The 25,198-nt window shown below is 64.1% G+C and carries 30 protein-coding genes; 14 read left to right on the top strand and 16 right to left on the bottom strand.

The annotated features are described in order from the left end of the window. Position 1: 1 nt before the first annotated feature. Entirely contained in the window at positions 2 to 1,624 is a 1,623-nt protein-coding gene (locus tag AC13HB_RS04785) for an MFS transporter (protein ID WP_482948589.1), read from the bottom strand. 81 nt (positions 1,625 to 1,705) lie between these two features. Beyond that, complete coding sequence (locus tag AC13HB_RS04780; protein WP_482948588.1) at positions 1,706 to 3,091, bottom strand: MFS transporter; 1,386 nt, start codon at positions 3,089 to 3,091, stop codon at positions 1,706 to 1,708. Between the two features lie 245 nt (positions 3,092 to 3,336). Between AC13HB_RS04780 and AC13HB_RS04775 the strand changes: the two genes are divergently transcribed. The 7 genes from AC13HB_RS04775 to AC13HB_RS04745 all read left to right on the top strand — a co-directional run bounded on the left by AC13HB_RS04775 (position 3,337) and on the right by AC13HB_RS04745 (position 8,114). Continuing rightward, positions 3,337 to 4,035, top strand: coding sequence for a cyclic nucleotide-binding domain-containing protein (locus AC13HB_RS04775; RefSeq protein WP_482948587.1), 699 nt, complete (start codon positions 3,337 to 3,339; stop codon positions 4,033 to 4,035). Beyond that, positions 4,019 to 4,570 carry a molybdenum cofactor guanylyltransferase gene (gene mobA / locus AC13HB_RS04770; RefSeq protein WP_482948586.1) on the top strand — a complete coding sequence of 184 codons (552 nt, stop codon included), beginning with the start codon at positions 4,019 to 4,021 and terminating at the stop codon, positions 4,568 to 4,570. The genes AC13HB_RS04775 and mobA overlap by 17 nt, the downstream gene beginning before the upstream one ends. A gap of 80 nt (positions 4,571 to 4,650) precedes the next feature. Beyond that, the gene (gene moaA / locus AC13HB_RS04765; protein ID WP_482948585.1) at positions 4,651 to 5,670 is read left to right on the top strand and encodes a GTP 3',8-cyclase MoaA; all 1,020 of its coding nucleotides are present in this window, start codon (positions 4,651 to 4,653) and stop codon (positions 5,668 to 5,670) included. Positions 5,671 to 5,673: 3 nt separating this feature from the next. Next, positions 5,674 to 5,919, top strand: coding sequence for a MoaD/ThiS family protein (locus tag AC13HB_RS04760; protein WP_482948584.1), 246 nt, complete (start codon positions 5,674 to 5,676; stop codon positions 5,917 to 5,919). A gap of 1 nt (position 5,920) precedes the next feature. Continuing rightward, a complete protein-coding gene (locus tag AC13HB_RS04755) occupies positions 5,921 to 6,394 on the top strand; it encodes a molybdenum cofactor biosynthesis protein MoaE (RefSeq protein ID WP_482948583.1) in 474 nt (157 codons plus the stop codon). Then, positions 6,391 to 6,906 (top strand): molybdenum cofactor synthesis domain-containing protein, encoded by a 516-nt coding sequence (locus tag AC13HB_RS04750; RefSeq protein ID WP_482948582.1) that lies wholly within the window; start codon positions 6,391 to 6,393, stop codon positions 6,904 to 6,906. Before AC13HB_RS04755 ends, AC13HB_RS04750 begins: the two co-directional genes overlap by 4 nt. A gap of 17 nt (positions 6,907 to 6,923) precedes the next feature. Further along, entirely contained in the window at positions 6,924 to 8,114 is a 1,191-nt protein-coding gene (locus tag AC13HB_RS04745) for a molybdopterin molybdotransferase MoeA (RefSeq protein WP_482948581.1), read from the top strand. A 37-nt stretch (positions 8,115 to 8,151) separates the two neighbouring features. Here the strand turns inward: AC13HB_RS04745 and AC13HB_RS04740 are convergent, their stop codons facing one another. From AC13HB_RS04740 to ubiT, 7 genes are all read right to left on the bottom strand, one after another. After that, positions 8,152 to 9,327 (bottom strand): NnrS family protein, encoded by a 1,176-nt coding sequence (locus AC13HB_RS04740; RefSeq protein WP_482948580.1) that lies wholly within the window; start codon positions 9,325 to 9,327, stop codon positions 8,152 to 8,154. Between the two features lie 71 nt (positions 9,328 to 9,398). After that, entirely contained in the window at positions 9,399 to 10,094 is a 696-nt protein-coding gene (locus tag AC13HB_RS04735) for an anaerobic ribonucleoside-triphosphate reductase activating protein (protein ID WP_482948579.1), read from the bottom strand. A 1-nt stretch (position 10,095) separates the two neighbouring features. Continuing rightward, entirely contained in the window at positions 10,096 to 12,045 is a 1,950-nt protein-coding gene (locus AC13HB_RS04730; RefSeq protein ID WP_482948578.1) for a ribonucleoside triphosphate reductase, read from the bottom strand. Between the two features lie 198 nt (positions 12,046 to 12,243). Beyond that, on the bottom strand, positions 12,244 to 12,555 hold the full coding sequence (locus AC13HB_RS04725) for a chorismate mutase (protein ID WP_482948577.1): 312 nt from the start codon (positions 12,553 to 12,555) through the stop codon (positions 12,244 to 12,246). Continuing rightward, positions 12,545 to 13,459 carry a ubiquinone anaerobic biosynthesis protein UbiV gene (gene ubiV / locus AC13HB_RS04720; protein WP_482948576.1) on the bottom strand — a complete coding sequence of 305 codons (915 nt, stop codon included), beginning with the start codon at positions 13,457 to 13,459 and terminating at the stop codon, positions 12,545 to 12,547. The genes AC13HB_RS04725 and ubiV overlap by 11 nt, the downstream gene beginning before the upstream one ends. Continuing rightward, positions 13,450 to 14,448, bottom strand: coding sequence for a ubiquinone anaerobic biosynthesis protein UbiU (gene ubiU / locus AC13HB_RS04715; RefSeq protein WP_482948575.1), 999 nt, complete (start codon positions 14,446 to 14,448; stop codon positions 13,450 to 13,452). The genes ubiV and ubiU overlap by 10 nt, the downstream gene beginning before the upstream one ends. Further along, on the bottom strand, positions 14,445 to 14,987 hold the full coding sequence (ubiT, locus tag AC13HB_RS04710) for a ubiquinone anaerobic biosynthesis accessory factor UbiT (RefSeq protein ID WP_482948574.1): 543 nt from the start codon (positions 14,985 to 14,987) through the stop codon (positions 14,445 to 14,447). Before ubiT ends, ubiU begins: the two co-directional genes overlap by 4 nt. Positions 14,988 to 15,314: 327 nt before the next feature. On the opposite strand from ubiT, the gene AC13HB_RS04705 reads away from it, so the two are divergent. Further along, positions 15,315 to 16,268 (top strand): alpha/beta fold hydrolase, encoded by a 954-nt coding sequence (locus AC13HB_RS04705; protein ID WP_482948573.1) that lies wholly within the window; start codon positions 15,315 to 15,317, stop codon positions 16,266 to 16,268. A gap of 12 nt (positions 16,269 to 16,280) precedes the next feature. On the opposite strand, the gene AC13HB_RS04700 is transcribed toward AC13HB_RS04705, so the two are convergent. Genes AC13HB_RS04700 through AC13HB_RS04685 form a run of 4 tightly spaced genes read right to left on the bottom strand, consistent with a single transcriptional unit; the run spans position 16,281 to position 18,885 of the window. Beyond that, the gene (locus AC13HB_RS04700; protein WP_482948572.1) at positions 16,281 to 16,535 is read right to left on the bottom strand and encodes a hypothetical protein; all 255 of its coding nucleotides are present in this window, start codon (positions 16,533 to 16,535) and stop codon (positions 16,281 to 16,283) included. Between the two features lie 46 nt (positions 16,536 to 16,581). Continuing rightward, positions 16,582 to 17,184: a response regulator transcription factor gene (locus tag AC13HB_RS04695; protein ID WP_482948571.1), complete on the bottom strand. Its 603-nt coding sequence runs from the start codon at positions 17,182 to 17,184 to the stop codon at positions 16,582 to 16,584. Continuing rightward, positions 17,177 to 18,259, bottom strand: a complete 1,083-nt coding sequence (locus tag AC13HB_RS04690; protein ID WP_482948570.1) for a sensor histidine kinase — start codon at positions 18,257 to 18,259, stop codon at positions 17,177 to 17,179. Before AC13HB_RS04690 ends, AC13HB_RS04695 begins: the two co-directional genes overlap by 8 nt. Beyond that, on the bottom strand, positions 18,235 to 18,885 hold the full coding sequence (locus AC13HB_RS04685) for a DUF7010 family protein (protein ID WP_482948569.1): 651 nt from the start codon (positions 18,883 to 18,885) through the stop codon (positions 18,235 to 18,237). Before AC13HB_RS04685 ends, AC13HB_RS04690 begins: the two co-directional genes overlap by 25 nt. Before the next feature lie 190 nt (positions 18,886 to 19,075). Between AC13HB_RS04685 and AC13HB_RS04680 the strand changes: the two genes are divergently transcribed. The 5 genes from AC13HB_RS04680 (at position 19,076) to AC13HB_RS04660 (ending at position 22,705) form a co-directional block, all read left to right on the top strand. Beyond that, positions 19,076 to 19,381, top strand: coding sequence for an aa3-type cytochrome c oxidase subunit IV (locus AC13HB_RS04680; protein WP_482948568.1), 306 nt, complete (start codon positions 19,076 to 19,078; stop codon positions 19,379 to 19,381). Between the two features lie 129 nt (positions 19,382 to 19,510). Further along, positions 19,511 to 20,641 carry a Re/Si-specific NAD(P)(+) transhydrogenase subunit alpha gene (locus AC13HB_RS04675; protein ID WP_482948567.1) on the top strand — a complete coding sequence of 377 codons (1,131 nt, stop codon included), beginning with the start codon at positions 19,511 to 19,513 and terminating at the stop codon, positions 20,639 to 20,641. Positions 20,642 to 20,644: 3 nt separating this feature from the next. Beyond that, positions 20,645 to 20,971 carry an NAD(P) transhydrogenase subunit alpha part 2 gene (locus tag AC13HB_RS04670; RefSeq protein WP_482948566.1) on the top strand — a complete coding sequence of 109 codons (327 nt, stop codon included), beginning with the start codon at positions 20,645 to 20,647 and terminating at the stop codon, positions 20,969 to 20,971. A gap of 3 nt (positions 20,972 to 20,974) precedes the next feature. After that, a complete protein-coding gene (locus AC13HB_RS04665; protein ID WP_482948565.1) occupies positions 20,975 to 22,378 on the top strand; it encodes an NAD(P)(+) transhydrogenase (Re/Si-specific) subunit beta in 1,404 nt (467 codons plus the stop codon). Between the two features lie 39 nt (positions 22,379 to 22,417). Further along, positions 22,418 to 22,705 carry a 7(1) septoil knot domain-containing protein gene (locus AC13HB_RS04660; protein WP_482948564.1) on the top strand — a complete coding sequence of 96 codons (288 nt, stop codon included), beginning with the start codon at positions 22,418 to 22,420 and terminating at the stop codon, positions 22,703 to 22,705. Positions 22,706 to 22,715: 10 nt separating this feature from the next. Here the strand turns inward: AC13HB_RS04660 and AC13HB_RS04655 are convergent, their stop codons facing one another. Continuing rightward, on the bottom strand, positions 22,716 to 23,336 hold the full coding sequence (locus AC13HB_RS04655) for a class I SAM-dependent methyltransferase (RefSeq protein WP_482948563.1): 621 nt from the start codon (positions 23,334 to 23,336) through the stop codon (positions 22,716 to 22,718). A gap of 84 nt (positions 23,337 to 23,420) precedes the next feature. Between AC13HB_RS04655 and AC13HB_RS04650 the strand changes: the two genes are divergently transcribed. Next, positions 23,421 to 23,975: a DUF4269 domain-containing protein gene (locus AC13HB_RS04650; protein WP_482948562.1), complete on the top strand. Its 555-nt coding sequence runs from the start codon at positions 23,421 to 23,423 to the stop codon at positions 23,973 to 23,975. On the opposite strand, the gene AC13HB_RS04645 is transcribed toward AC13HB_RS04650, so the two are convergent. Together AC13HB_RS04645 and AC13HB_RS04640 are read right to left on the bottom strand one after the other, a co-directional pair. Further along, positions 23,972 to 24,718: a 2OG-Fe(II) oxygenase gene (locus AC13HB_RS04645; protein ID WP_482948561.1), complete on the bottom strand. Its 747-nt coding sequence runs from the start codon at positions 24,716 to 24,718 to the stop codon at positions 23,972 to 23,974. The two genes, AC13HB_RS04650 and AC13HB_RS04645, sit on opposite strands and share 4 nt — an antisense overlap. A gap of 132 nt (positions 24,719 to 24,850) precedes the next feature. Then, the gene (locus tag AC13HB_RS04640) at positions 24,851 to 25,177 is read right to left on the bottom strand and encodes a TraR/DksA family transcriptional regulator (protein WP_482948560.1); all 327 of its coding nucleotides are present in this window, start codon (positions 25,175 to 25,177) and stop codon (positions 24,851 to 24,853) included. Between the last annotated feature and the right edge of the window lie 21 nt (positions 25,178 to 25,198).

Here is a 25,198-nt window from a genome sequence, read left to right as displayed (position 1 = left end):
CCTACGGGTTGTACATGTAAGTGGCGGGACGCATCGAGGCGGGACGCAGATAGAACCACCAGTTCAGTGCGATGCAGACGGCATAGAAGGCGGCGAAGCCATAGAGCGCGTATTCAGGCGTGGTCGCGTTGATCTGCTCGCCGAACACTTTGGGGATGATGAACGCGCCATAGGCCGCGACTGCGGAGGTCCAGCCGAGGACCGGGCCTGCCTGTTCCTTGTCGAACACCATCGCGATGGTGCGGAAGGTCGAGCCATTGCCGATTCCGGTCGCCGCGAACAGGATCAGGAAGAGCCCCAGGAACGGCCAGAAATACTGTTCCGGGGTGGCCGAGGCGTAGGCTTCCTTCATGAAGTAGGCGACGCCGAGCGCTGCGGCGACCATGATCACCGAGATGATCTGGGTCACCATCGCGCCGCCGAACCGGTCAGCCAGCTTGCCGCCGACCGGCCGGATGAGCGCGCCGATGAAGGGGCCCGTCCAGGCGAACATCAGGGCGCTCGGGCCGTTCGGGTTCGCCAGGTCGTGCGTCATCACGCCATCGACCATCACGTGCTGGTAGCCGAAGATCACCTTGATCGCGAGACCGAAGGCGGCCGCATAGCCGATGAAGGAGCCGAACGTCATCGTGTAGATGACCGTCATCGCCCAGGTATGCTTGTTGTTAAAGATCTTGTACTGGCGGTCGAGGCTCTTGCGGATCGCGCCCGGGATCATTTTCAGCGCGAACACGGTCGCGGCGATCACGAGCGGCAGCACCAGCCATTTCGACACGTTCCAGCCCGAGCCGCCGGCGCCTTCCGGCAGCATCAGCCACAGGCCGGCCGAGGCGGTGACCAGGCCGATAAGAAGCATGCCGATGATCTTGCCGAAGGCCGCCGGCGTCGACCCGATTTCCGGCGAGACGTGCTCGTCGACGATATTGTTCATGCCGAACCAGGCCGCCACGACGACGGGCACCAGGATCACCACCCAGATGAAGCCTGCATTGTGCAGATAGGTCGGCGTGCCGGCGGCGATCTTGCCGATCAGCGTACCGGACGTGTTCTCCAGGATCATCGGGGCGCCGCCGAAGACGCCGGCCGTCATCACCAGAGGGATGAGGATCTGCATCGTGGTAACGCCGAAATTGCCGAGACCGGCATTCATGCCCAGCGAATAGCCCTGCACCTTCTTGGGGAAGAAAAAGGAGATGTTGGACATCGACGAGGCAAAATTGCCGCCCCCGAAGCCCGACAGCAGCGCCATCAGCTGGAACTGCCAGAGCGGGGTGTCGGGGTTCTGCAGGAGGATGCCGGTCCCGGCCGCGGGGAGGATCAGGAGCGCCGTCGTCAGGAAGATCGTATTGCGTCCGCCGGCCATGCGGATGAAGAAGGTCGACGGGATACGAAGGGTCGCACCGGTCAGGCCTGCGATGGCAGCCAGCGTGAACAGCTCACCCTGGCTGAACGGGAAGCCGAGATTGAGCATCTGGACCGTGATGATGCCCCAGTAGAGCCACACGGCGAAGCCGCAGAGCAAGGCCGGGATCGAGATCCAGAGGTTACGATTGGCGATTTTCCGTCCCGTGGATTCCCATTGCTCTGGGTCTTCCGGGTTCCAGTCCTTGAGGTCCTTGGCCATCGAAGGCTCCTTGTTTCAAAAATTCTGGTGGGCTGGGCCCCGCCCCGATCCGGGGCGGGCGGGGAAGGGCCCAGACCGGCTTCAGCGAACGGGGCGCACCGTCGTGTCGCTGAATGACTTTCCGGACGCAGCGGCGCCCTCCCGCCCGGCCGCGGGAGCGGGCACGGGAAGGTCGGGCACATCGCTGAGATGCTGTTCCTTGCTGAGTTCCGGATACTTGCGGTGTTCGGTCCGGCGGATCGCGACATGCATCCAGATCGTCGAGACCAGGACGATCACGAACATCAGCATGAAGCAGCTGGTCCAGACGCCGGTCAGATCATTCATGATGCCGAATGTGATGGGCAGGATGAAACCACCCAGGCCCCCGATCATGCCGACCAGCCCGCCGACCGCTCCGACATGGTGCGGATAATAGACCGGGATGTGCTTGTAGACGGCAGCCTTGCCGAGCGACATCACGAAGCCGAGGCCGATCGACAGCGTCGCGAAGAGCGGGACGCCGATGCCGAAGCTGAACTCGATCGGGCCATTGATGCCCTGAACGATGTAGGCGGTTTCGGGATAGCTCAGGATGAACAGGCAGACGAGCGACACGATAAAGGTGAGGTACATCACGAAACGCGCACCCCACTTGTCGGACATCCAGCCGCCCAGCGCCCGGAAGATCGAGGCCGGGAGCGAATAGGCCGCAGCGAGCATGCCCGCCGTCTGCAGGTCCAGACCGTAGGCGCCGACATAGTAGCGCGGCAGCCAGGAGGCGAGCGCCACAAAGGCGCCGAAGACGAAGAAGTAATAGGTAGCGAAGCGCCAGACCTGCACATTCTTGAGCGGCTCGAGCTGCATCAGGGCCGAGGGAGGCTTGGTTCCGGATTTTCTCTGTTCGACAAGGACCGGATCGTCCTTGGTGAAGATCCAGAAGATCGCCGCCATGATCAGCAGAACGAGCGAATAGATCTGTGCCGTCTGCTGCCAGCCGAAGGCCACCACCAGGAAAGGCGCGCCGAAATTGGTGACTGCGGCACCCATATTGCCGACGCCGAATATGCCCAGCGCAGTTCCTTGCGCCTTGGCTTCATACCAGCGCGAGACATAGGCAATCCCGATGATGAAGGATCCACCGGCAAGACCGACGCCGAGCGCGGCGAGCAGGAAGAGCGGATAACTGTTGGCCATTGAGAGCAGGAAGGCAGCGACGGCAGTGGTCACCATCTGGATCGGGAACATGATCCGGCCGCCATAGGTCTCCGTCAGGACACCAAGGAATATGCGGCTGATCGAGCCGGTCAGGACCGGCGTGGCGACCAGCAGGCCGAACTGGGTCTCGGACAGGCCCAGCTCCTGTTTGATGCGGATGCCGATGATCGAAAAGATCGTCCACACCGCAAAGCAGACCGTAAAGGCCAGCGTACTCATTCCGAGCGCTTGTCTCTGCTGTCCGCGCGTTACACCATCGAGTGAATGCATCCTCGCCCCCATTATTTTCCCACCAACGGGATAATGACGATGAGAATTTACTAGCAAGGCGGTCTGCGGATTTGAATGTACAGACTTGTCGCGCGTCAATGCAGCGCACGCACAATTCAATCAGCTTGAAATCAAAATCAGTAATAACAAAAATATGGCTCACAAAGTTACTGCACATCAATCACCCCCTTGATCTAAGTCAAGCGCGCAGCTAGAAAGCGGCTCAGAAACAAGCTGGAGCAGGCATGCGCGACGGGGACAGACTGGCAATTCGCGAACTGGATCTGTTCGCGCATGTCGAACAGGATCGGTTCGACGCCTTGTTGAACGCAGCTTACGTGCAGCGCATGCCGCCGCATGTGGAGCTCATTCGTGAAGGCGAGCCGGCCGACTTTCTCTACATCGTTCTCGAGGGCTGCGTGGAACTCTTCTCGTCCAGCCACGGGCGCGAGACCTCGATGGCCATGATCACGCCGGTCTCCACCTTCATTCTCGCCGCAACGATCAAGGATGCCCCTTTCCTGATGTCGGCGCGGACGGTCACTGCGAGCAAACTCCTGCTCATTCCGTCTCCCAACATTCGGGAAGTCTTCGAGGACGACCCCGCATTCGCCCGGGCGATCGTGACCGAATTGTCGACCTGCTACAGGTCGGTGGTAAAATCCATGAAGAACCTGAAACTGCGCACCGCCGTCGAGCGCGTGGGGAATTATATCATCCGGCTCCAGGACAAGACCGACGGTCGCAACGTCGTCCAACTTCCCTACGGCAAGAAGAATCTCGCTTCCATTCTCGGCATGACGCCCGAAAACCTGTCTCGGGCTTTCGGCGCACTTCAATCCCACGGCATCCTGGTCGACGGTCCGCGGATCGAAGTCGTCGACCGGGACGCCCTCGAAAGCTATTGCAAGCCGAACCGGCTGATCGATGACCCGACCAGTTGACGCAACGTCCCTGGTCGGCATCGTCCTCGCGGGCGGGCGGTCGACCCGGATGGGCGAAGACAAGGCCGGGCTCGTCTATGGCGGGCAGACCCTGCTCGACCACGCGCGCGCGCTGCTCGAAGCCGCCGGCTGCAGCAGCATTTACGTCAGTGGTCGCCCGGATGAGCCGGACGGGCTGGAGGATACCAATCCCGGCGGCGGGCCGGCCCATGCGATCATCGACATGCTTGATCGCTTTCGGTCGCAGGCAGAGGGCATCCTGGTGATCCCTGTCGACATGCCGAAACTCACCATCGACCACCTTGTGCCGCTTTTGGCCGCACCACGCCCCGTCGCGCGCATCTGGGACGGATACCCCCTTCCCGCCTGGTTTTCCTGCGGCCTTGCCCCACCGGACCGGGAGGACATCTGGTCCATCAAGCGATTGCTTGCCTCGGTCGAAGCCGAATCCCTGACCTTGCCTGCCGGTTTGATGGAAGGTCTCGAGAACGTGAACACCCCGGAGGCGTTCGCAAGGCTAACCTCCTCGCGCTAGCCTGCGACGACTGGTCGCTTGGCAAGCGCGCACGATTTGATGTTTGTCAAGGGCAACAAGCCAAACCGGGAGGCCCCTCAGTGGACCGCTCTTTCCAGACCCAGACTCACCCGCCTCTAGTCGACGCATTCGGACGGCATATCAGCTATCTGCGCCTGTCCGTGACGGACCGGTGCGATCTGCGCTGCGTCTATTGCATGAAGGCGCGCCCGGAATTCCTCCCGAAACGCGACCTCCTCTCGCTCGAGGAGCTGACCATGCTCTGCGATGCCTTCATTCGCCGCGGCGTGTCGAAAATCCGGGTTACCGGCGGAGAGCCCCTCGTTCGCCGGGACATCATGACCCTGATCGAAAATCTCGGCGCCCGGATCGGCGTGTCATCGCTCGAAGAGGTCTGCCTGACGACCAATGCCACCCAGCTTCCCAAATACGCGACCCGGCTGGCACGCGCAGGCGTGAAGCGTCTGAACGTTTCGCTCGACACGCTGGACGAGCGCACTTTCAGCCGACTGACGCGCGGGGGCGCTCTCGGCGACACGCTCCGCGGTATCGACGCCGCCAGCGAGGCCGGTCTGCACATCAAGATCAACACAGTGGCCCTGAAGGGCGAGAACGAACACCAGATCGAAAACCTCATGGTCTGGGCTCACGGCCGCGGATACGACATGTCGCTCATCGAGATCATGCCGATGGGCGAAGTGGACCAGGACCGGGCGGACCAGTTCCTCCCGCTCACGACCGTCCGCGACCGGCTTTCCTCTCATTTCACGCTGAGCGAGCTGGCAGACCGGACGGGCGGCCCGTCGCGCTATGTGCGGGTTGCCGAAACCGGCGGCAGGCTTGGCTTCATCACGCCACTGACGGAGAATTTCTGCGCAGGCTGCAACCGCGTCCGCCTGACCTGCACGGGCAAGCTCTTCATGTGCCTCGGACGGGACGGAGCGCTGGATCTGCGCAAGACCCTGCGAGAAGAAGGTCCGGACGCGCTTGATGCCCGGCTCGACGAAGCCATGGCGCGCAAGCCGGAAGCCCACGATTTTGACATTTCACGCAATGCCGGCCCTGCTGTAGCGCGCAACATGGCCCATACGGGAGGCTGACCCATGGCTCTGACACTGAACTATTTCGCGGCCCTGCGCGATCGCATGGGAACTGCCGAGGAAACGATCGAGGCGGACGCCGCCACACCGCGCGCGCTGGTCGAATGGCTGATCCGGCGCGATGAGCATGCCGAACCGCTCGGACATGGGTCTGTCCGGTTTATCGTGAACGATATGATCGCCACAGCCGATACGCCCTTGAGGGACGGGGACAGAATCGCATTCTGTCCGCCTTTCTCAGGAGGCTGATGTGGCGCAAATCGACGTTGCAGTCCTGACGCAGGCCTTCCAGCCCGGCGCGCTGCTCGATCGTCTCGGACAGGGCGCGAGCGGGTGCGGCGCAACAGCCAGCTTTGTCGGCCAGGTTCGCTCGGGCGGGACGCTTACGGCACTGGAGCTGGAGCATTATCCGGGTGTCACGGAAAACGCCCTGCAACGCATCGCTGATCATGCCTGCGGGCGCTGGTCTCTCCATCGCGCCATTATCGTTCACCGTGTCGGGCGGATGGAGATCGGCGATCCGATCGTCTTCGTCGGAGCTGCGGCACCCCACCGGCGGGCTGCGCTGGACGGGGTTTCATTCATGATCGATGTCCTGAAGACCCAGGCGCCATTCTGGAAAAAGGAAATAACCGCCAGCGGCTCCCGATGGGTGGAGCCCAGGGCAGACGATAACGAAGCTGCGGCTGCCTGGCTGGAAAAGACAGAGGAAGTCTCGAAATGACCGCCACACCGAACCGGGTCGGATTTGCCGTTATGACGGTATCGGACACGCGCGACTCCAAAACCGACAAAACAGGACCGTGGTTGCGCGAGAAGATCGCCGGGGACGGACATGAGGTCATCGACCATGCGATCGTTCACGACGAAATTCCGCTTATTCGCGAACAGGCGCAAAAGTGGATCGACGACCCGTCAATCCACGCCATCATCGCGACCGGCGGCACGGGCCTGACCGGTCGCGACGTGACGCCCGAAGCCCTCAAGCCCCTGTTCGAAAAGGAAATGGAGGGCTTCGCAGCCGTATTTCACCAGATCAGCTTCCAGGCGGTCGGAGTGTCCACGATACAGTCCCGCGCAACGGCCGGCATTGCCAACGGGACCTATCTCTTCGCCATCCCCGGCTCGACGGGCGGCTGCAAGGATGCATGGAACGGGATCCTCACGCATGAATTCAACCGGGATCACGGGCCGTGCAACCTGGTCGAGCTCCTCCCCCGTCTGACAGAGAAATAGCGCGCGAGGACGTTCGAGTGATCACTGTTGACGAAGCCCGCGAACGCATCCTGCGGAGCCTTACGGCCACCGAGGCGCTGCCGATGAAATTCCAGTCGGCCCTCGGCCGGGTGCTGGCGGCTGACGCGGTCGCGGCGCGGACCCAACCGCCCTTCGCTGCTTCGGCCATGGACGGGTATGCGGTCCGGTCTGCGGATATGGGCGATGTGCCGGTCACTCTCGACCTGGTCGGCGAGTCGGCGGCCGGGCATGGTTTCGAGGGACATCTCGAACCCGGGACCGCTGCCCGGATATCGACCGGCGCGCCCTTGCCGGACGGCGCCGATCAAGTCGTTATCCAGGAAAAGACGGAGCGGAGCGGAGATCGTGTCACGCTGGCCGATACACAACGGCCGATGGCCAATGTTCGTAGCGCAGGTATCGACTTCCGGGAGGGCGACACCCTCCTGCGCGCCGGCACGCGTCTCACGCCGGAAGCCATCGCTCTTGCGGCCGGCGCCGGCCTCACCAGCCTGTCTGTGCACCGGCAGCCGCGCGTCGGCATCGTCTCGACCGGCGACGAACTCGTCGAGCCCGGCCAGAGTGCCGGCCCGCACCAGATCATCAATTCGGTTTCCAAGGGCATTGATGCGCTTGTTCGCGAATGGGGCGGCGAGCCTGTCTATCTCGGCATCGCGCGCGACACGCCGGCTTCGGTACGCGACACCCTGGCGCGTGGTGGCGATCTCGACCTTGTGGTGACGATCGGCGGCGCATCGGTCGGCGATCACGACCATCTCCGGCAGGTTTTCAACGATGAAGGCGGCGCGCTGGATTTCGAGAAGATCGCCATCAAGCCGGGCAAGCCCACCTGGTTCGGCCAGTTGCGCGGCGTGCCGCATCTGGGACTGCCTGGCAATCCCGTCTCCGCCCTCGTTATCGCGAGGCTGTTGCTGCGACCGGCCGTAACACGCCTCAACGGCGCCGCAGCGACGACGCTCTTCGAGACGGCAACGCTCGACGCCGACCTGTCGGCCAACGACCACCGCGAGACCTATTTGCGCTCATCCAGGACCGCAGACGGGCGGGTGGCGCCCCTGTCCAACCAGGACTCCTCCGCCCTCTCCGCGCTCGTTCGCGCAAACTGCCTGATACGCCGGACGATCAATGCCAAGGCAGCCCGGCGTGGCGACCTGGTCGAAATCCTGACTCTGGACGGACGCGACTGACGCGAGAGCGCCCGGCTGCGCCAGCACGCGCTTTGCGTCACGTCGCTCGGGGTCCGAAGAGTATGGGCGTGTAAACCGCCACGAAGAGCAGGAATGCGGCGCTCCAGGCCAGAGCCCCGGCTGCCAGCAGCACGGACGCGGGCGCGTGTATGGCAGCGGCGACGCGCAACAGTGCGCCGGCATGAACCAGGACGAAAATCGCCGTCGTCGCCGGGCCGGCCGATCGCGAGCGTCCCGTATGGCCCAGGCTGGCGCGCGTCATCACCGCGAGCCCCATACTGCCCACAGCACCCGCAGCCAGGGCGTGAAGGCCGGCGCTCGGCGGGACCAGTCCCGGCCAGACCACGCCGAGTCCGGCCAGAACCGCTCCGGCTCCGACCCACAGATACCCGGCGTGCAACGACCAGACGAGCGGCTCCGACACCGTGGACATCCCTCTCCAGCGGACGAGGCGGACGAGGTTCAGCGCGCCGGCCAGGACCAGCAGGATTCCCGTGCCGGCATGGTCGGGCCGCAGCGTGAACGCGGCCATCGACACGGCGAGCGCTGCGAGCGCCACTTTGTCGAAGCCCTGCATCGGCGCGGGAAGCTTCGCGACATCCGGCATGCGCAATCCCGCCATCCAGTTGCGCGTGAAGCTCGGCACGATGCGGCCGCCGATCAGGGCGATCAGCAGGCTCGCGACGGCAAGAGTCCCGCGTGCAGCGACCTGCGCGTATCCGTCGAGGTGGAAGAGAAGATGGGAGGCTGCAAACAGCGTCAGCAGCACGACGATCGGCAGGTTGCGCCAGTTCTTTCCGGCCAGAATTTCCCGCGCTGCGATCAGGACCAGACTCGGAAGAAAGACGAGATCGACCAGATTGGCCATCGGCGAGTCCGGGGCAATGACCTGCCCGCGCCCGGCAAGCCAGATACCGAACAGGATGGCCAGCGGCAGTCCGGCGACCGGCGCGCGCCCCGTCCAGTTGGGAATGGCCGTCAGGGCAAAGCCGCACACCATCGCTGCGAGGAAACCGTAGAGCATCTCATGCGTATGCATCGAAAGGTCAGCCCAGGACGGCGACATCCACCCCAGATAGACGGCCGCCCAGACCGGCACCGCCGCAGCCGCGGTGAGGCCGGCTGCCAGGAAGAAGGGTCTGAAAGCATTCTGCAGGATCGGCACGGCTGCACGGCGCCGGCGTCCTGCTTCGCTCTCCGTATGATGTGGCATGGGCAACTCCATTGAATAAGGCAGGGGTAGACGCCGCCCAGGCTTGTGCAAATGAGACTTATTGACCTGCGTCAGCCTGACGCGCGTCTGACGGAGACATGCGCAAAGCGCTGCTCCAGACTGGCGAGCAGACCCGCATCGAGCAGAGCCTCTCCGCCCATCGGCCGGCCATCGCGCGGATGGCGGGCCTCCTGCAGTACAAAGTGTTTGGTAAAACGCGGATCGATGCTCGCCGCGATCCGCCTTATCTCCGGCGATCCGAGCTGACCGGGCCAGACGGTCGTGCGGATTTCATGCTCTACCCCGGAGCGAAGCAGGCTGGCATAAGCCCGCCTGACCCGCTCGCCCGCGCCTGGCACGCCGGTAAGCGCTTCATAATCGCCGAATGGCGCCTTGAGATCGAAACCGACCCAGTCGAGCTCAGGCAGAACCGCCGAAAACCGCTCCGGCAATGCCCCCGACGTGTGGAGGGCTGCGCTGTATCCCATGGATCGCACCTCCCGGATGGCAGCCGGCAGCGCCTTTTGCGCCAGCGGTTCGCCTCCGGAGAAGACCACCCCGTCCAGCAAGCCCTCCCGCTCCTCGAGGAGATTTCGGATATCGGTCCAGCTCAGCGGCGAAGTGCCGGACGCCGGAATCAGGTCGGGGTTGTGGCAATAGACGCAACGCAGCGGGCACCCCTGACAGAAGACGACCGCTGCATGGCGCCCGGGGAAGTCCAGGCTCGTAAAAGTCTGGACTCCCCCGACGCGCAACGCTTCGGGCATGTCAGGCCGCGGCGCGGGCAAGACGCGTCTCGAGGAAGTGCGTCCGCTCGCCATGCTCGGACCGCTTGCCGGGATTGAAGGCCGAGACGGGGCGGTGATAACCCATCACCCGTGTCCAGACCTCGCAGGCCTGCCGGTCGTCCGGATCATACCGCCCTTCCGCGCGCGCCTCCTCGTCGCACGTCGGACAGTGATGATGCTCGCCTGCCAGATAGCCGTGATGCGGACAGATCGAGAAGGTCGGCGTGATCGTGATGTAGGGCAGCTTGAACCGTCCCAGGGATTTGCGCACCAGGGCCGCACAGGCCTCGGCCGAGGACAGGCGTTCGGACATGTAGAGATGCAGCACCGTGCCGCCGGTATAGCGGGTCTGGAGCTTGTCCTGCCGCTCCAGCGCCTCGAACGGGTCGTCGGTGAAGCCCACCGGAAGCTGGCTGGAATTGGTGTAGTAGGGCGCATCGTCCGAACCGGCCTGCAGGATGCCCGGAAAGCGTTTCCGGTCTTCCTTGGCGAAGCGATAGGTGGTCCCTTCCGCCGGCGTGGCTTCGAGATTGTACATGTGCCCGGTCTCGTCCTGATATTCGAGCATGCGGGCGCGGACATGATCCAGCAGACGTTCCGCCATCGCTTCGCCGAATGGCGTCGTGATATCTTCGGTATCGCCAGAGAAATTCCGGATCATCTCGTTGAGGCCGTTCACGCCGAGCGTGGAGAAGTGATTCCGGAGCGTGCCCAGATAGCGGTGCGAATACGGGTATAGCCCCTCATCCATGAGCCGCTGCACAAGACCGCGCTTGATCTCCAGGCTGTCGCGTCCGAGGTCGAGCAGACGATCGAGTTCTGCGAACAGGCTGCGCTCGTCATGCGCGAAACGGTGTCCCAGGCGCGCGCAATTGATCGTCACGACACCGATCGAACCGGTTTGTTCGGCCGAACCGAACAAGCCGTTCCCGCGCTTCAGAAGCTCGCGCAGATCGAGCTGCAACCGGCAGCACATAGACCGGATCTGGTTTGGCTTCAGCTCCGAATTGATGAAGTTCTGGAAGTAGGGCAGGCCGTATTTCGCGGTCATGTCGAAGAGCAGCCGCGCATTCTCGCTTTCCCACGGGAAATCCTCGGTGATGTTGTAGGTCGGGATCGGGAAAGTGAAGACCCGGCCTTTCGCATCACCCCGCGTCATGACCTCGATAAAGGCACGATTGATCATGTCCATTTCGGCCTGGCAGTCGCCATAGTCGAAATCCGTCTCCTCGCCGCCGATCAGCGGGGTCTGATCGCGCAGGTCTTCCGGACAGACCCAGTCGAAAGTCAGATTGGTGAAGGGCGTCTGCGTGCCCCAGCGGGAGGGAACGTTCAGATTGAAGACGAATTCCTGCATCAGCTGGACGAGGTGCTCGTAATCGAGTCCGTCGGCCCGCAGGAAAGGCGCGAGATAGGTATCGAAAGACGAAAGCGCCTGGGCCCCTGCCCACTCGTTCTGGAGGGCACCGAGGAAGTTCACGATCTGGCCGAGCGCGCTCGAGAAATGGCGCGGCGGCGCCGCTTCGATCTTGCCGGGCACGCCGTTGAACCCTTCATTGAGCAGATTCCGAAGCGACCAGCCGGCGCAATAGCCGGCGAGCATGTCCAGATCGTGGATATGCAGATCACCTTCCCGGTGCGCGTAACCGATCTCCGCCGGGTAGATATGGGAAAGCCAGTAGTTCGCGGTCACCTTGCCCGACGTATTCAGGATGAGCCCGCCCAGGGAGTAGCCCTGGTTCGCATTTGCCTTCACCCGCCAGTCGAGCCGGTCGAGATATTCCTCGATCGCATGTTCGACATCGACCGTCAGATGGGCGGGTTTCGCCACCGCCACAGTCCGAACGCCTTCAGATTCAATAACCGCCATTTCAATCTCCAGCCTACAAGATGTTGTGTCCGTAATTTTTTGAGACACAATTTCTTGCAAATGAGCGGCCTGTCTCAAATGCGGCGCCTCGCCGCGCGTCCATGAGGCGCAGGTCAGAAATCTTGACTTTTATCAAGACTCGGGCACCAAGGAGCCATCTCGCACGTCCAGGCACGTTTTGTCCCCGACGCGACGTTATCGATCGCGCCTTTCGCATTCTTGTTTCCTTCGGGCTGAGAAGCCCCCGGCTGCTCCGGTCTAGCCGGGCTGCTCGTCGAGAACGGCTTCCTCGGGATCGCACAGCATCCTGACCTGGTGGCGAATCCAGAGCTCGGTCATCAAGCGCCAGACGCGCTCGGCGAAGCCGGGCGGCAAACCGTAGCGCAGGGCCGCCGCGCGGACATTGTCGAGAACGGCTTCATTCCGGTCCGCATCGACGACGTTGCGAGCATGGCGCTTGATGCGTGCCGCTCGTTCGACCAGCTGTTTGCGCCGCGCCATCAAGGCGACGAGTTCGCGATCGACCGCATCGATCTCCGTGCGAACGACCCTGAGCCTGTCACGCTTCACGGGATATCCTCGCCATGCCGGCCCGATCGTTGAGATAACCGTTCACCATGGGCCGCCCCAGTGTCTCGCCGGCGAGCCGCGCCTTCAATTCGCCCGCGTTGATACGGGCATCCAGACGGTCGCGGAACGCATGCGCCACGGCAACCATGTCGCAGGACTGAGGCGAGAGACGCAGGGCACCAATGCCGGCCTCGCGCAACCGCTCAAGCGGCGCGTCGCAGACCTGGACACCGTCGGACAGCGTCTGCAGGCCGTTGAAGGCGAGAAACGCTTCGCCATCCAGCGTGTCCACCCGGCATCCGTCCGGATCCGTCTCGCAGACATAGCGGCAGCTATCCCTGTTCAGGCCGTGATAGCGCGCGTGATAGCAGCGGCTCGAATGTGCGAGCGGGAGGCGGCCGAAAGCGAACAACTCGACGGCAATGTCCGGACGGGCGGCATTCACTTTCGCGACCGCGTCGATCGAGAGTTCCACGGGTGGACACCAGCGCCTGCAGCCACGGCGCACCAGGGTATCGAGCGTCGCCTCATTGTAGATATTGAGGAAAGGCCCGGCGGTGAAACCGCTCGCCGATTCGGGCGTCAGCGCGCCTATGTCGTTGATTTCCAGCTCATCGCCGAGTGCTGCGAGTTCCTTCATCGAGGCGCGTTCGCGGCGGTTGGCCGGCGCGATGAGACTCGACCAGACGACCTCCTTGCCGGACCGCTGCAGGCGGTCAGCCGAATCCGCGAGCGCCTCGGCAATCAGGGGCGTCCGCTTGCCGCAGACGACTTCACCGATATAGACGCGATCGACCGGCGCCTCGTCGGCGATCCGGGCATAAAAATCCCGGAGCAGATCGGCACCCCAGTTGAAATAAACGGGTCCAAGCGTCACTTGCAGTCGCGGTAAGGTCAGCGCCATGTCTTCCTGTAGGCTCCCGATGTGCTGCGTCCCCCTTCGGTCAGACCGGCGAGATCCGAGATTCGGTCGGTTCGGGACTTGTCGTCGCCGATCGCATCGATCGCAGCCCGGAATTCGCGGGTGACCTTCTCGACATAGGCCTTGCCACGCTGCCGCCCTTCGATCTTGAGCGCGGACACGCCTGCAGCCGAGAGTTCGGGGAGCAGATCGATGGTGTTCAGGCTGACCGGGTCTTCGAACAAGTGCGCGGTTCGGTCGCCGGCGCTGAAGCGGCCCTTGCACAGGGTCGGATAGCCCAGAGGCTTCCCCTCTGGCTCCCGGTGAATGGTCAGCCCTACCAGACGGGCCGACCGGCACCCGCCCTCGCGGGTATAGCTGATCGCTTCCGGAGGAGAACAGACACCGGACAGGTTCGGCGACCGCCCCGTGGCATAGGAAGAAAGACTGCACCGGCCTTCGGTCATCACGCACAGCCCGCCGAAGGCGAACGCCTCGACCTCGACATCCACCTCATCGGCTAGGGCGGCGATTTCCGGAATGCTCAGAACGCGCGGCAGCACAACCCGGCGAACGCCGAAACTGCGCGCATAAAACTCGATCGCTTCCGGCGTTCCGGCAGCGGCCTGGACCGAAAGATGGAGCCTCAGTCCAGGATGGCGTTCGCACGCATAGTCCAGAACGCCCATATCCGCGGCGACGATGGCGTCCGCACCGACAGCGGCGGCCCGATCGACTGCAGCTCGCCAGGGCGCCGTATTGCCGGCCCGCGCAAAGGTGTTGATCGCCACCAGCAGACGCGACCCGTTGCTATGGACGTGATCGGCAGCCTCGGCCAGTTCGTCCGGCGAAAAATTGAGCCCGGGGAAATTGCGCGCATTCGTTTCGTCGCGGAGACCGCAATAGACCGTATCGGCTCCGGCCCGGACGGCCGCGCGCAAGGCGGATGGTGTCCCTGCGGGACAGACGAGTTCCAGTCGCCCCGCGCTCATGCGAAGCGCCTTCCCACCCCTCTGAGGGCGGCGGAGAATGGCGCCTCCATGACCGGGGGCAAAGGCAGCGGAAGAAGATCGGACAGAGAGAGTTCGGCCTCTTCCAGCGCATTACGCAGGCTGAGCACGCTGGCCGTATCGCCATCGATCCAGAGGTCGCTGGAGAAGAAAGCCGCATCGCCGTCGGCGCGCCCCTCGAATACATCCAGAAGCGTCTCGAGAGACGCCTCGACGCTCGCGTCGGCTGCGCCCGGGTCGGCAGCGGGACGCGCCTCGACCCGTCCGCCCCGGCTATCTATTCTGATGAGAAAAACCACCGGGAAGGCATTCGGACGAATTCGGATAGTGCGTCCTTCGGCCTCACCGAGGCGGGAAAGAAGCTGCGGCCGGCGCCGGAGTACGCGTTGCAAAGCGAACGTCAGCGCGGTGGAAACGGGTAGCAGGGATGTGGACCGGAATTTCCGGGTTACTCGATCCACACCCTCCCAGTTCCGCGTACGCCATCTGGAGGGAGTTCGACTTTGCTTCGGTTGGCTCATTGCATACTCCGGCGACCGGCCTGTCCCCCCGGCGACAGGAGAGGTACCGGGAAGGCCTCCGATTTGAACCTTGTCTTGATATTTATCAAGTCCAGAAGATGCGGCATTCGCGCACAGGGGCAGGACCACCAGAACGAAAGATACGGGTCACGCCCTATCAGTCAGGCATCAGCGGCATAATCAGGGCTCGCCCAGACGACGCGGTTCTGGCATTCCTGTGGGCCTTCATCTGAGCTTTTCTTTAATGATGGCCGTTTCGCAATTACAACTTCACGGTTCCCGCATGGGCAATAAAACCCAACGGGAATTCACAGCTAGCGCCAGGCAATGAGCAAAAACAATCACTCCTCCTCCAAACGCCCCCCTGCACCTCTGGTAGAATTCAACGGCGAGCGTCCGCCGGCACCGGCCTGGTTCGAAAAGGCACTGGCCGTCCCCGCCGAGCGCGGATCGAGCCTTGTGCGTGATGCCCGTATCCAGTGGAAAGCCTGGGGCGAGCGCGGCAAGCCGGGCCTGATTCTCGTCCATGGCGGTGTGGCTCACAAGGACTGGTGGGTCAGCATCGCGCCCTTCCTGTCCGGCACGCGCCGCATTGTGGCGCTCGATTTGTCCGGCATGGGCGATAGCGACCATCGCGACGCCTATTCCCTGCCGGTCTATGCCGAGGAAATCCTCGCAGTGGGGCGCGATGGCGGTGCTTTCGAGGCCGGCGCCCCCTTTGTGGCAGGTCACTCCTTCGGAGGTTTCGCCTCGCTCATGGCCGGACGGCTCTTCGGCGAGGAATTGCGCGGCGTTGCGGTGCTCGACAGCCCGATCCGCCCGCGCGACACCCAGCGTCGCTCCTCTCCGCCCAGCCGCGGCGGCAATGTCTATGCGAGCTTCGACGCGGCCCTTGCCCGTTTCCGTCTCCTGCCCGAGCAGGGCTGCGCGAACCTCTTCCTGGTCGACCATATCGCCCGCTGCTCGCTGAAGACGGCGCCGCGGCCGGACGACAGCGAAGGCTGGACCTGGAAATTCGATCCGAAACTCTGGGAGAAAATGGATTACGACCGCGGGGACCCGGCCGAGATTGCCGCCGAAATGAAGACCCGGCTCGCCTTCTTCCGCGGGGAAAACTCCCGTCTGGTGACGGACGAGGTCTGGAGTTACATGCAGGACACTTTCGGCGCGGAAACGAGCTTCGTCTCCATTCCCGACGCGGAACACCATGTCATCCTGGATCAGCCGATTGCGGTCGGCGCGGCGCTGGAAGTCCTGACGGGGCCGGGCTGGGGCGGCTGAGCCCCGGCCGGGTCAACCGTCTTCGGGATGGGCGCGGATCTCGCGCGCGACATCGTCCGGAAGATCGGCGGGCCGCGCCGTCATCGCCTTGCGGAGCATGCCGGCGACGCCGACCAGAATGACGAGAGCGAGCCAGACACCGCCGATCCGGGCCGCCATCGGCAGGACCGGATCGATAATCCCGAAATTCATGTACTCGAAGCCCACGAAACCGGCATAGACCAGCAGGGCGAGAACTCCCGACCAGAGGGCAAAGGGTACACGCATGCGATACTCCAGACTTGCAGCGATGCAATCCTAGACAGCCGAACGGCTACATCCAACCCTTTTCCCGCGCCAGGCGCGCCGCTTCGATCCGGTTGGAAACGCCGAGCTTCGCGATCGCACTATGCAGGTAATTGCGGACCGTACCGCGTGCCAGGCCGGAGGCCTCGGCGATGGCCTTGCTGTCCAGCCCCGCCTCGGCGAGCCGCAGGAGGCGCCGCTCGGAATCGCTCAACGGGTCCTCCCCGTCCCAGGCGCGTGCCGCCAGCTCGGGCGCGATGACCCTTTCGCCCGCCGCGACCCGGCGCACCGCATCGGCAAGATCGGCAGAGGGCCCGTCCTTCAGGATGAAGCCGGCCACGCCGGCCTCCATGGCGCGCCGCAAATAGCCCGGCCGGTCGAAAGTGGTGACCACGAGAACGCGTGTCAGCCGCTGCTCGCGCTGCAGCAGGGCGGCGAGCTCCAGCCCCGTCATGTCGGGCATCTCGATATCGGTGACGACGACGTCCGGCTCATGGCTGCGCACCAGTGCGTGCGCGTCGCGTCCATTCGCGGCCAGCCCGACGACCTCGATATCGCTTTCCAGTCCCAACAGGGTCGCCAGAGCTTCGCGCAGCATGGTCTGGTCTTCGGCGATGACGAGTTTAAGCATCCGTCTCTCCCAGCGGCAGGCGTGCGATCAGATGCGTCCCGCGCCCCGCACCCCCATCGCTCACAGCCAGCGACCCACCCGCTTCGGCAAGCCGGGCAGCAAGCCCGGTCAGACCGCCGCCGGAGCGGTCGGCTCCGCCATGACCGTCATCGATCACATCCAGCGTGACGATGCCATCGGCCTCTGCGAGGACGAAACGGACCGTCGAGGCGGACGCGTGCCGCAAGATATTGGTGACGGCCTCGCGGACCGCCATGGCCAGCACGGTCGCCCGTTCCGGAGCGAGCTCCGCAGCCTCCACGCTCTCATCCACTCTCAGCCCCGCCGCCTCCAGCCTCGATCGGGCGGCGGCGATCTCGGTGACCACATCGCGCTCGCGCAATCCGGTCACTGCCTCGCGCACCTCCGCCAGCGCCGTTCGCGAGATGTCCTGGATTGTCTGCAATTCGGCCCGCGTGCGCTCGGGATCGTCATCGAGGAGGCGCGCGGCGATATCGGCCTTCAAAGTGACCACGGACAGGGTGTGCCCCAGGAGATCGTGAAGATCGCGCGCGATGCGCTGGCGCTCGGCGTCCGTCGCATGGAGCGCCGCGCGCGAGGCCGCGCCTTCCGCCTCTCGCATCTGTTGCACACGGCGCGTGGCCACCACCGCCCCCGTCGTCGCCATGGCGCCGATGCCCAGCGTAACCAGGGCGACCAGCCAGGAACCGATCATCAGCCCGGCAGCGATCGCTGCCAGAGCCGCCAGGCCGAAGCCGGCGAGCTGGGCCCGCGACGGTAGCAGCCAGCCAAACATGGCCGCCGCGAAAACGATGAAGACCGCCCCGCCGGGATTGACCGGAATGAAGGCGAAGCCCAGCACGATGGCGACGGCTGCCGCCACAAACACCGTCCAGTCCAAGCGCCGGAGCGTTACCACATAGAGGGCCGCGAAGCCGGCAAGCGCGGCGAGCGACAGTACGACCTCAAGCGTGCCTGGCGTACGCCAGGTCCAGTTGAAGAGAAAGAGGCCCAGATAGAGGAGATGGACCCAGGGCCGGTTGGGCGAAATCAGCGTGCGCCAGTCGACTGCCATGGGTCTTGTCCCTTTTCCACCCGGCTCATTCCCCCGGGGCTTCGTCCGTTCAACGCCACCCGGGCGGTCGTCATGCCGCGGAAGCGGCTGGCTTCCCAGGACAGGCCCATTGCCGCCAGAACATAAAGCGCGGAAACGGCGAGCGGAATAGCGACCAGCCGCAGCTCCGGCAGGGCGTACCAGAGCGCCGTCACCGCGATTACGCGGACGATGGCGTGGAACAGACAGACACGGCTCGCATAGCCCCAGCCGATGATCGGCCAGTGCAGAGCCATGCCGATGGCCAGGGTCAGCGGCGCGGCTTCCGGAAACACCGAAATGATCGCGAAATGAACCGGCCAGAGAAGATTGATCGCGAGAATCCCCGCCATGGCGGATCCGCCAAGCGGCGATTTGGCCTTCATGAAGGGCGAGCGGCAAATACCCTGAAGAAGCAGTCCGAGCGGGAAGATCAGGCCTGAACCGGCGGCCGCCGCAAACGCCCAGTCCCCGGGCTCGAGATAGACGCCGGCGATCGCGGCAGCCGCCCAGTAGACGGCGCCGGCGACAGGCAGGGAGACGCCCCCGCCCGCTTCCGCACAATAGCGGCGTCGTTCATTGAGGATGATCCGGGCAAGATCGGACATGGTCTGTCGCTCCGTCAGCTTGTTTCGACGGGCGGAGACTGCCCCTCTTCCCGACCGGGCGGCAGAAGCAGGCATCACCCTTCGGGCATGACAGCTGTCATGCGACCGGACGGCGCAGGTATCTTGGCGGGCCGCGCAACGCGTGCTATCCGCCTCTTCCAATCGCTTCTTGACGACAGGGATAGTACCGATGGCGACTGATTACGTCCGCGGCGAAATGGACATCGCCGACCACAAGAGCACGTTCAACGGCTTCATCTCCGTGAGCGTCTGGTCCTCGCTGATCATCGGCCTCACCATTCTCTACCTGACCCTCGTCTTCGCAGTCGGCCTCGACTGGATGGCGTCCCTGATCGGTTGCGCCGTCATCGGCGTCATCCTCGGTCTGGTGATGAAAATGAAAACGGCCTGGTACGTGACCGTCGGCGGCATGTTCGTCTTCGGCCTGATCTGCGGCGGTTTTGCCTGGCTGTTCAGCACCGCACTCGCCGGCTGACGCGACGGACCGGCCTGCCCTCCGGCAGGCCTATCCACTTTTGAATTCAGGAAATTTTCCGACAGGGCTTCCCCTGTCGGGGGAATTCGCGCATGGTTTCGCCAACAAGCCAAAAAGCGGCGGGACGACATGCGTATAGCCATCCTGAAAGAACGCCGGACCGGGGAAACCCGCGTCGCGGCAACCCCTGAAACCGTCAAAAAATTCGTGACCGCCGGTCATGATGTCGCGATCGAGAAAGGCGCCGGCCTCGCAGCCGCGGTCACCGACGACGCCTTTTCCGATGCAGGCGCGACCATCGGCACGGCAGCGGCAACCTTGAAGGGCGCCGATGCCCTGTTCGGCGTCCACGCTCCCGACGACGCCACGCTGGCCAAGCTCAAGGGCATGCTGCTGGTCTGCCATCTCGAACCGCATGGTGCGACCGGGAAGGCCGAAGCGCTCGCCAAGGGCGGCATCGATGCCCTCGCCATGGAGTTCGTGCCGCGAATCACGCGCGCACAGGCCATGGATGCGCTCTCCAGCCAGGCCAATCTCGCCGGCTATCGCTCGGTGATCGAGGCGGCGCAGATCTATGGTCGCGCCTTTCCCATGATGATGACGGCGGCGGGCACCGTCGCCCCGGCCAAGGTGTTCGTCATGGGCGCCGGCGTGGCCGGTCTCCAGGCGATCGCGACCGCGCGCCGCCTCGGCGCCGTGGTCTCCGCCACGGACGTTCGCCCGGCCGCCAAGGAACAGGTCGCCTCGCTCGGCGCGAAATTCGTCGCCGTCGAGGACGAGGAGTTCAGGGAAGCCGAGACCGCCGGCGGCTATGCCAAGGAAATGTCCAAGGAATACCAGGCGAAACAGGCCGAGCTCATCGCCAGCCATATCGCCAAGCAGGACGTGGTCGTAACCACGGCCCTCATCCCCGGACGCCCGGCGCCGAAACTCGTGACCAAGGCCATGGTGGAAAGCATGAAGCCGGGCTCGGTCGTGATCGACCTCGCCGCCCCCAATGGCGGCAATTGCGAGCTGACCAGGGCCGACGAGATCGTCGAGCACAAGGGCGTGAAAGTCGCCGGCTATGCCAATCTGCCAGGCCGTCTCGCCGCTGACAGTTCCGCCCTCTACGCGAAAAACCTCGCCAATCTCCTGCCCCTCCTCGTCGACGAGGAGGGCAAAAAGGCGCCGCACTGGGACGACGAAATCATCCAGGGCATGGCGCTGACGAAGGACGGCAAGGTCGTGCATCCCAGCCTGACGAAAGAGGAGGCCTGATCCATGGAAGCCGTTGATCCCGTCATCTTCCGCCTGGCGATTTTCGTCCTGGCGGTTTTCGTCGGCTATTACGTCGTCTGGTCGGTAACCCCGGCCCTGCACACGCCGCTCATGGCCGTCACCAATGCCATTTCCTCGGTCATCATCGTCGGTGCCCTGCTGGCCGCGACGGCCTCCGCGACAGGCGGAAGCGCCGATGACGGCGAAGGCGGCGCAGGCTTCTCGCGCGCCATGGGGGCCATCGCCATCATCCTGGCGAGCGTGAACATCTTCGGAGGCTTCCTCGTCACCCAGCGCATGCTGGCCATGTACAAGAAGAAGGAGCGCTAGAGCATGTCAGCCAATCTCGCAGCCCTTCTCTATCTCGTCTCCGGCATTTTCTTCATCATGGCCCTGCGCGGCCTGTCGAGCCCGGAAACCGCCCGCCAGGGCAATTTCTTCGGCATGGCCGGCATGGCCATCGCCATCGTCACGACGCTGCTGGCCGTCGACCTCGACGGCGCCTCCATGGTGCTGATCGTCGGCGGCGTCATGATCGGCGGCGGCATCGGTGCGGTCATTGCGCGCCGCATCCCCATGACCGCCATGCCGCAGCTGGTCGCCGCCTTCCACTCGCTGATCGGCATGGCCGCCGTCCTGGTCGCCGCAGCCGCGCTCTACGCGCCGGAGGCCTTCCACATCGCCGGACCGATGGGCAAGCTGAAACAGCTTTCCCTGCTCGAGCTCTCGCTGGGTACAGCCATCGGTGCCGTAACCTTCTCCGGCTCGGTGATCGCCTTCGCGAAGCTGAACGGGAACATGTCCGGCGCGCCGATCCTGCTGCCGGGCCGTCACCTCATCAATATCCTGATCGGTGTAGGCATCGCCGCCCTGATCGCCTTCCTGATCGCCTCGGGCGGGGATAACAAGACGGCCTTCTGGCTGATCACGATTCTCGCCCTCGTGATCGGCGTGACGCTGATCATCCCGATCGGCGGCGCCGACATGCCGGTCGTGGTCTCCATGCTCAATTCCTATTCGGGCTGGGCTGCTGCCGCGCTCGGCTTCACGCTGGAGAACACCGCGCTGCTCGTCACCGGCGCGCTGGTCGGCTCTTCCGGTGCGATCCTGTCCTACATCATGTGCAAGGGCATGAACCGCTCCTTCATCTCGGTCATACTGGGCGGGTTCGGCGAGACCGGCGACGCCGCCGCAGCCGCAGGCCCGCAGGGCAATGCCAAGCAGGGCTCGGCCGAGGACGCCGCCTTCGTGATGAAGAATGCCGGCAAGGTCATCATCGTCCCGGGTTACGGCATGGCCGTCGCCCAGGCCCAGCACGCCGTGCGGGAAATGGCCGACATGCTCAAGGAAGAAGGCGTGGAAGTGGCCTATGCCATCCACCCGGTTGCCGGACGCATGCCCGGTCACATGAATGTCCTGCTCGCCGAAGCCCAGGTCCCCTATGACGAGGTCTTCGAGCTGGAGGACATCAATTCGGACTTCTCCAATGCCGACGTCGCCTTCGTCATCGGCGCGAACGACGTGACCAATCCGGCCGCCGAGGACGATCCCGGCTCGCCGATCTACGGCATGCCGGTCCTGCAGGTCTGGAAGGCCGGCACGGTCTTCTTCGTCAAGCGCTCGCTCGGCTCCGGCTATGCCGGCGTCGAGAACCCGCTCTTCTTCCGCGACAACACGATGATGCTGCTCGGCGATGCGAAGAAGATGACAGAGAGCATCATCAAGACGCTGGACTAGTTCAGTAGCGGTTCAGTTTGAACGGGCGAGGATAACGGCATGATCGCCGCCCTCGCCCTTCTTCTATCCGGTCAAGTCGCCGAGGATTGCACCTTCAACGGTGTCCCGCTGCACGGCGAGGTGGAGGTGGTGGAAAGCTTTCCGGACATCCGGGTGCAGATCGTCGAGAGCTTCCCCGATCTCAAGGTGAAACCGGTGGAGAGTTTCCCGGACGATTGCGGGGAATGGGAATTCGTCGAGAGCTTCCCGGACTTCACCATCCAGTTCGTGGACAGTTTCCCGGACGTCAGGATCATGCTCGTGGACAGCTTCCCCGGTTTACCCTGACGCCGCCCGGTCAGCGCACGCCCGCCAGCCCCTTGTAGACATATCCGGAAATCTTCGGCGTCTTCGGAATATAGTCCGCCTCGAGCCGGTCGATGCGGAAGCCGGCATCGGCGATCAGCTTGTCCATGGGCCGGGTCAGGTGGCATCCGCCCGCAATCCGCTTCCAGATGGGTTCGATGCGCCGCTGCCAGGTTACGACACCGGCATCGCAAGCCAGCCCGTGCTCGACGAAAACGAGCCTGCCCTCTGGCTTGAGCACGCGCCGCATCTCCTCCAGCGCGGCCTGATAATCGGGAATGGTGCACAGCGTGAAGGTCAGCAGTACCGTATCGATCGATCCGTCCTCGACGGGCAGGGCTTCGCCGGGCGCATCGACCAGCTCGACGGGAATCTCCTGGCCGGCGATCGCCCGAGCCGCCTTGATCCTCATCCCTTCGGAGGGTTCGACGCCGATGATCTGCGTAACCCTGGAAGCATCGTAATAGGGCAGATTCGTACCGGAGCCCATGCCCACTTCGAGCACGCGCCCTTTCGCTTCCGGCACCATGATCCGGCGCTGTTTCAGGATCGGCTTCATCCCGCAGGCACAGGCGATCACATTGGGCAGAATTCGCTCTTCGTAGAACCCCATCTCTTTTGCTCCGGCTCCCGTCGCATCCGGCGACTGCGGCGAGGCTACGTTGACACGACCGGGCGTCCGCGCCAAACGGACGCCATGCCCGATCCCGTCCTGACCGTGAACGCGGCGCGCGACCTCCTGTCCCGGAGCGGCGTGCCCGAAACGCTCTCGGCCTTCGGCCCGCGCTGGGTCGGGTCGATCCCGCTGGATATTCACGGACCGGGTGCCGACATCGACATTTGCTGTTCCGCGCCTGGCGGGCTCGACGCCTTCCGAACGGCACTGGAGAGCCGGTTCGGCGACCGCTACGGCGCGATCGTGCAGGACAATGTCCATGCCGGCGAAGCCTCCGTAATCGCGAAATTCACGGTCGAGGACACGCCCTTCGAGGTCTTCGGACGGACACGCCCGGTCGAGACGCATGAGAGCTATATCCACTGGCTTGCCGAGCACCGGCTGCTCGCTCTGGCATCCCCTCGACTGCGCGAGGATGTCCGCGCCGCCAAGCGCTCCGGGCTGAAGACGGAACCGGCCTTCGCGCACTGTCTGGGCCTGGGCGGCGATCCCTATGTGGAGATACTGAAACTGGCCTCGCCCGGAGATGCCGCCTTGTCGTCGGTCCTGGAGCGGTCCGGATACGCGCCCGGCTAGGCGGCGACCTCTCCGGCAAGGCCCGGATCCTCGCCGCAGCGCAGCCAGCCCGTAATGCTCAGGCGCGGTCTGCCCGCGCGCGGCGCCACCCGCGTCACGGCATGCAATTGAGGAACTTTGAAGAGGGACAGCGTATTGCAGCGCGGCGTGAACCGGTCCCGGACCTGACCGTCGGCATCATAGAATTCCAGCAAGCCGCCCCAATCCTCCTGCCAGCCCTCGCTGAGGCCGAGGACGAAGGCCGCGACCCGCCCCTTGCCGGCGACCGCATCGTCATGGGTCGAGAGAAAATGCCCGCCGCGATAGCAAGTGAGTTGCGCGTCTGCGAAACCGATATCGGGTGTGCCAAGCATGTCGCGCATCGGGTCGAGGAAAGCGTCGCTATTGATCAGCTGGAACAGCTCGGCCATCGCCGGCGCCTCTCGCGTCAGCACGCCGCCATGCCATTTGTCGTAAACGGGATAGGTCTCGTAGAGATACTGGAACCCGTTGCGGGCGCCCGCCTCCACATGCTGCTCGAATTCGCGTTTCTTCTGCGCGGGCAGATCGCGCATGGCCGCAGCATCGAGATCAAGGTGGCGGCCGCCCAGCAGGGTAACGAGATTCCAGCTCGGGACCCGGTCGATCTGCGCGAGCACGTCTTGAAGCGTGTCCGGCGACAAAAAATCGTCAATCCGGCAACGTCCCGATCTCGCCAGGCGCGAATGAGAGGCGCGCGGGTCGATGGTCCAACCCAGTTCCATGGAGCGATCCCCAGTTGATCGCCCCCCAGCGACCGCGCGAAATTACGCCGCGCCGCCCTACGATTTGCAAGTGAATGAACCGTAAGCTACCGTTCACAAACGGAAATCTGGAACCGGAAACACGTATTCTCTTCAAGCACATCCGGCACAGCGCGGAGCGGCGGGGTCGACATCGAGCCGCTTGCTCTCGATCGCCTCGCCGCACTCGACGCACCAGCCATACTCGCCCTCCTCCAGGCGCTGAAGCGCGGCCTCGATGCGCCGCAATTCCTGCGCCCGGCGGGCATCGGCCGCCTTGGCCATGGCCTGTACCTGCAAGGAGTCCTGGCGCGACAGACGGCCGACAGATTGCTGGTCGAGCTCGACCGGTTTGCGGTCTTCGCTCGCCGCCTCGGACAAGTCGCGCAGTTCCGATTGCAGGGCCAGAAGCCGTTGCCGGGCTTTTGTTTCGTCGATCATGCTCCCGTCCTTCCTCCTCCC

It is taken from the genome of Maricaulis sp. B-26 (genome assembly GCF_056857855.1).
This window is presented reverse-complemented; position numbering and strand designations above follow the sequence as displayed.

What these genes read in the sequence shown, in the direction of transcription:
- AC13HB_RS04665 (WP_482948565.1), top strand. Translation starts at nt 20,975, where the DNA reads ATGTCAGCCAATCTCGCAGCCCTTCTCTATCTCGTCTCCGGCATTTTC.
- ubiT (WP_482948574.1), bottom strand. Translation starts at nt 14,987, where the DNA reads ATGAGCCAACCGAAGCAAAGTCGAACTCCCTCCAGATGGCGTACGCGG.
- AC13HB_RS04645 (WP_482948561.1), bottom strand. Translation starts at nt 24,718, where the DNA reads ATGGAACTGGGTTGGACCATCGACCCGCGCGCCTCTCATTCGCGCCTG.
- AC13HB_RS04675 (WP_482948567.1), top strand. Translation starts at nt 19,511, where the DNA reads ATGCGTATAGCCATCCTGAAAGAACGCCGGACCGGGGAAACCCGCGTC.
- AC13HB_RS04685 (WP_482948569.1), bottom strand. Translation starts at nt 18,885, where the DNA reads ATGTCCGATCTTGCCCGGATCATCCTCAATGAACGACGCCGCTATTGT.
- AC13HB_RS04760 (WP_482948584.1), top strand. Translation starts at nt 5,674, where the DNA reads ATGGCTCTGACACTGAACTATTTCGCGGCCCTGCGCGATCGCATGGGA.
- AC13HB_RS04640 (WP_482948560.1), bottom strand. Translation starts at nt 25,177, where the DNA reads ATGATCGACGAAACAAAAGCCCGGCAACGGCTTCTGGCCCTGCAATCG.
- ubiV (WP_482948576.1), bottom strand. Translation starts at nt 13,459, where the DNA reads ATGGCGCTGACCTTACCGCGACTGCAAGTGACGCTTGGACCCGTTTAT.
- mobA (WP_482948586.1), top strand. Translation starts at nt 4,019, where the DNA reads ATGACCCGACCAGTTGACGCAACGTCCCTGGTCGGCATCGTCCTCGCG.
- AC13HB_RS04670 (WP_482948566.1), top strand. Translation starts at nt 20,645, where the DNA reads ATGGAAGCCGTTGATCCCGTCATCTTCCGCCTGGCGATTTTCGTCCTG.
- AC13HB_RS04740 (WP_482948580.1), bottom strand. Translation starts at nt 9,327, where the DNA reads ATGCCACATCATACGGAGAGCGAAGCAGGACGCCGGCGCCGTGCAGCC.
- AC13HB_RS04785 (WP_482948589.1), bottom strand. Translation starts at nt 1,624, where the DNA reads ATGGCCAAGGACCTCAAGGACTGGAACCCGGAAGACCCAGAGCAATGG.
- AC13HB_RS04735 (WP_482948579.1), bottom strand. Translation starts at nt 10,094, where the DNA reads ATGCCCGAAGCGTTGCGCGTCGGGGGAGTCCAGACTTTTACGAGCCTG.
- AC13HB_RS04690 (WP_482948570.1), bottom strand. Translation starts at nt 18,259, where the DNA reads ATGGCAGTCGACTGGCGCACGCTGATTTCGCCCAACCGGCCCTGGGTC.
- AC13HB_RS04660 (WP_482948564.1), top strand. Translation starts at nt 22,418, where the DNA reads ATGATCGCCGCCCTCGCCCTTCTTCTATCCGGTCAAGTCGCCGAGGAT.
- AC13HB_RS04650 (WP_482948562.1), top strand. Translation starts at nt 23,421, where the DNA reads ATGCCCGATCCCGTCCTGACCGTGAACGCGGCGCGCGACCTCCTGTCC.
- AC13HB_RS04700 (WP_482948572.1), bottom strand. Translation starts at nt 16,535, where the DNA reads ATGCGTGTACCCTTTGCCCTCTGGTCGGGAGTTCTCGCCCTGCTGGTC.
- AC13HB_RS04680 (WP_482948568.1), top strand. Translation starts at nt 19,076, where the DNA reads ATGGCGACTGATTACGTCCGCGGCGAAATGGACATCGCCGACCACAAG.
- AC13HB_RS04750 (WP_482948582.1), top strand. Translation starts at nt 6,391, where the DNA reads ATGACCGCCACACCGAACCGGGTCGGATTTGCCGTTATGACGGTATCG.
- AC13HB_RS04695 (WP_482948571.1), bottom strand. Translation starts at nt 17,184, where the DNA reads ATGCTTAAACTCGTCATCGCCGAAGACCAGACCATGCTGCGCGAAGCT.
- AC13HB_RS04780 (WP_482948588.1), bottom strand. Translation starts at nt 3,091, where the DNA reads ATGCATTCACTCGATGGTGTAACGCGCGGACAGCAGAGACAAGCGCTC.
- ubiU (WP_482948575.1), bottom strand. Translation starts at nt 14,448, where the DNA reads ATGAGCGCGGGGCGACTGGAACTCGTCTGTCCCGCAGGGACACCATCC.
- AC13HB_RS04705 (WP_482948573.1), top strand. Translation starts at nt 15,315, where the DNA reads ATGAGCAAAAACAATCACTCCTCCTCCAAACGCCCCCCTGCACCTCTG.
- AC13HB_RS04655 (WP_482948563.1), bottom strand. Translation starts at nt 23,336, where the DNA reads ATGGGGTTCTACGAAGAGCGAATTCTGCCCAATGTGATCGCCTGTGCC.
- AC13HB_RS04775 (WP_482948587.1), top strand. Translation starts at nt 3,337, where the DNA reads ATGCGCGACGGGGACAGACTGGCAATTCGCGAACTGGATCTGTTCGCG.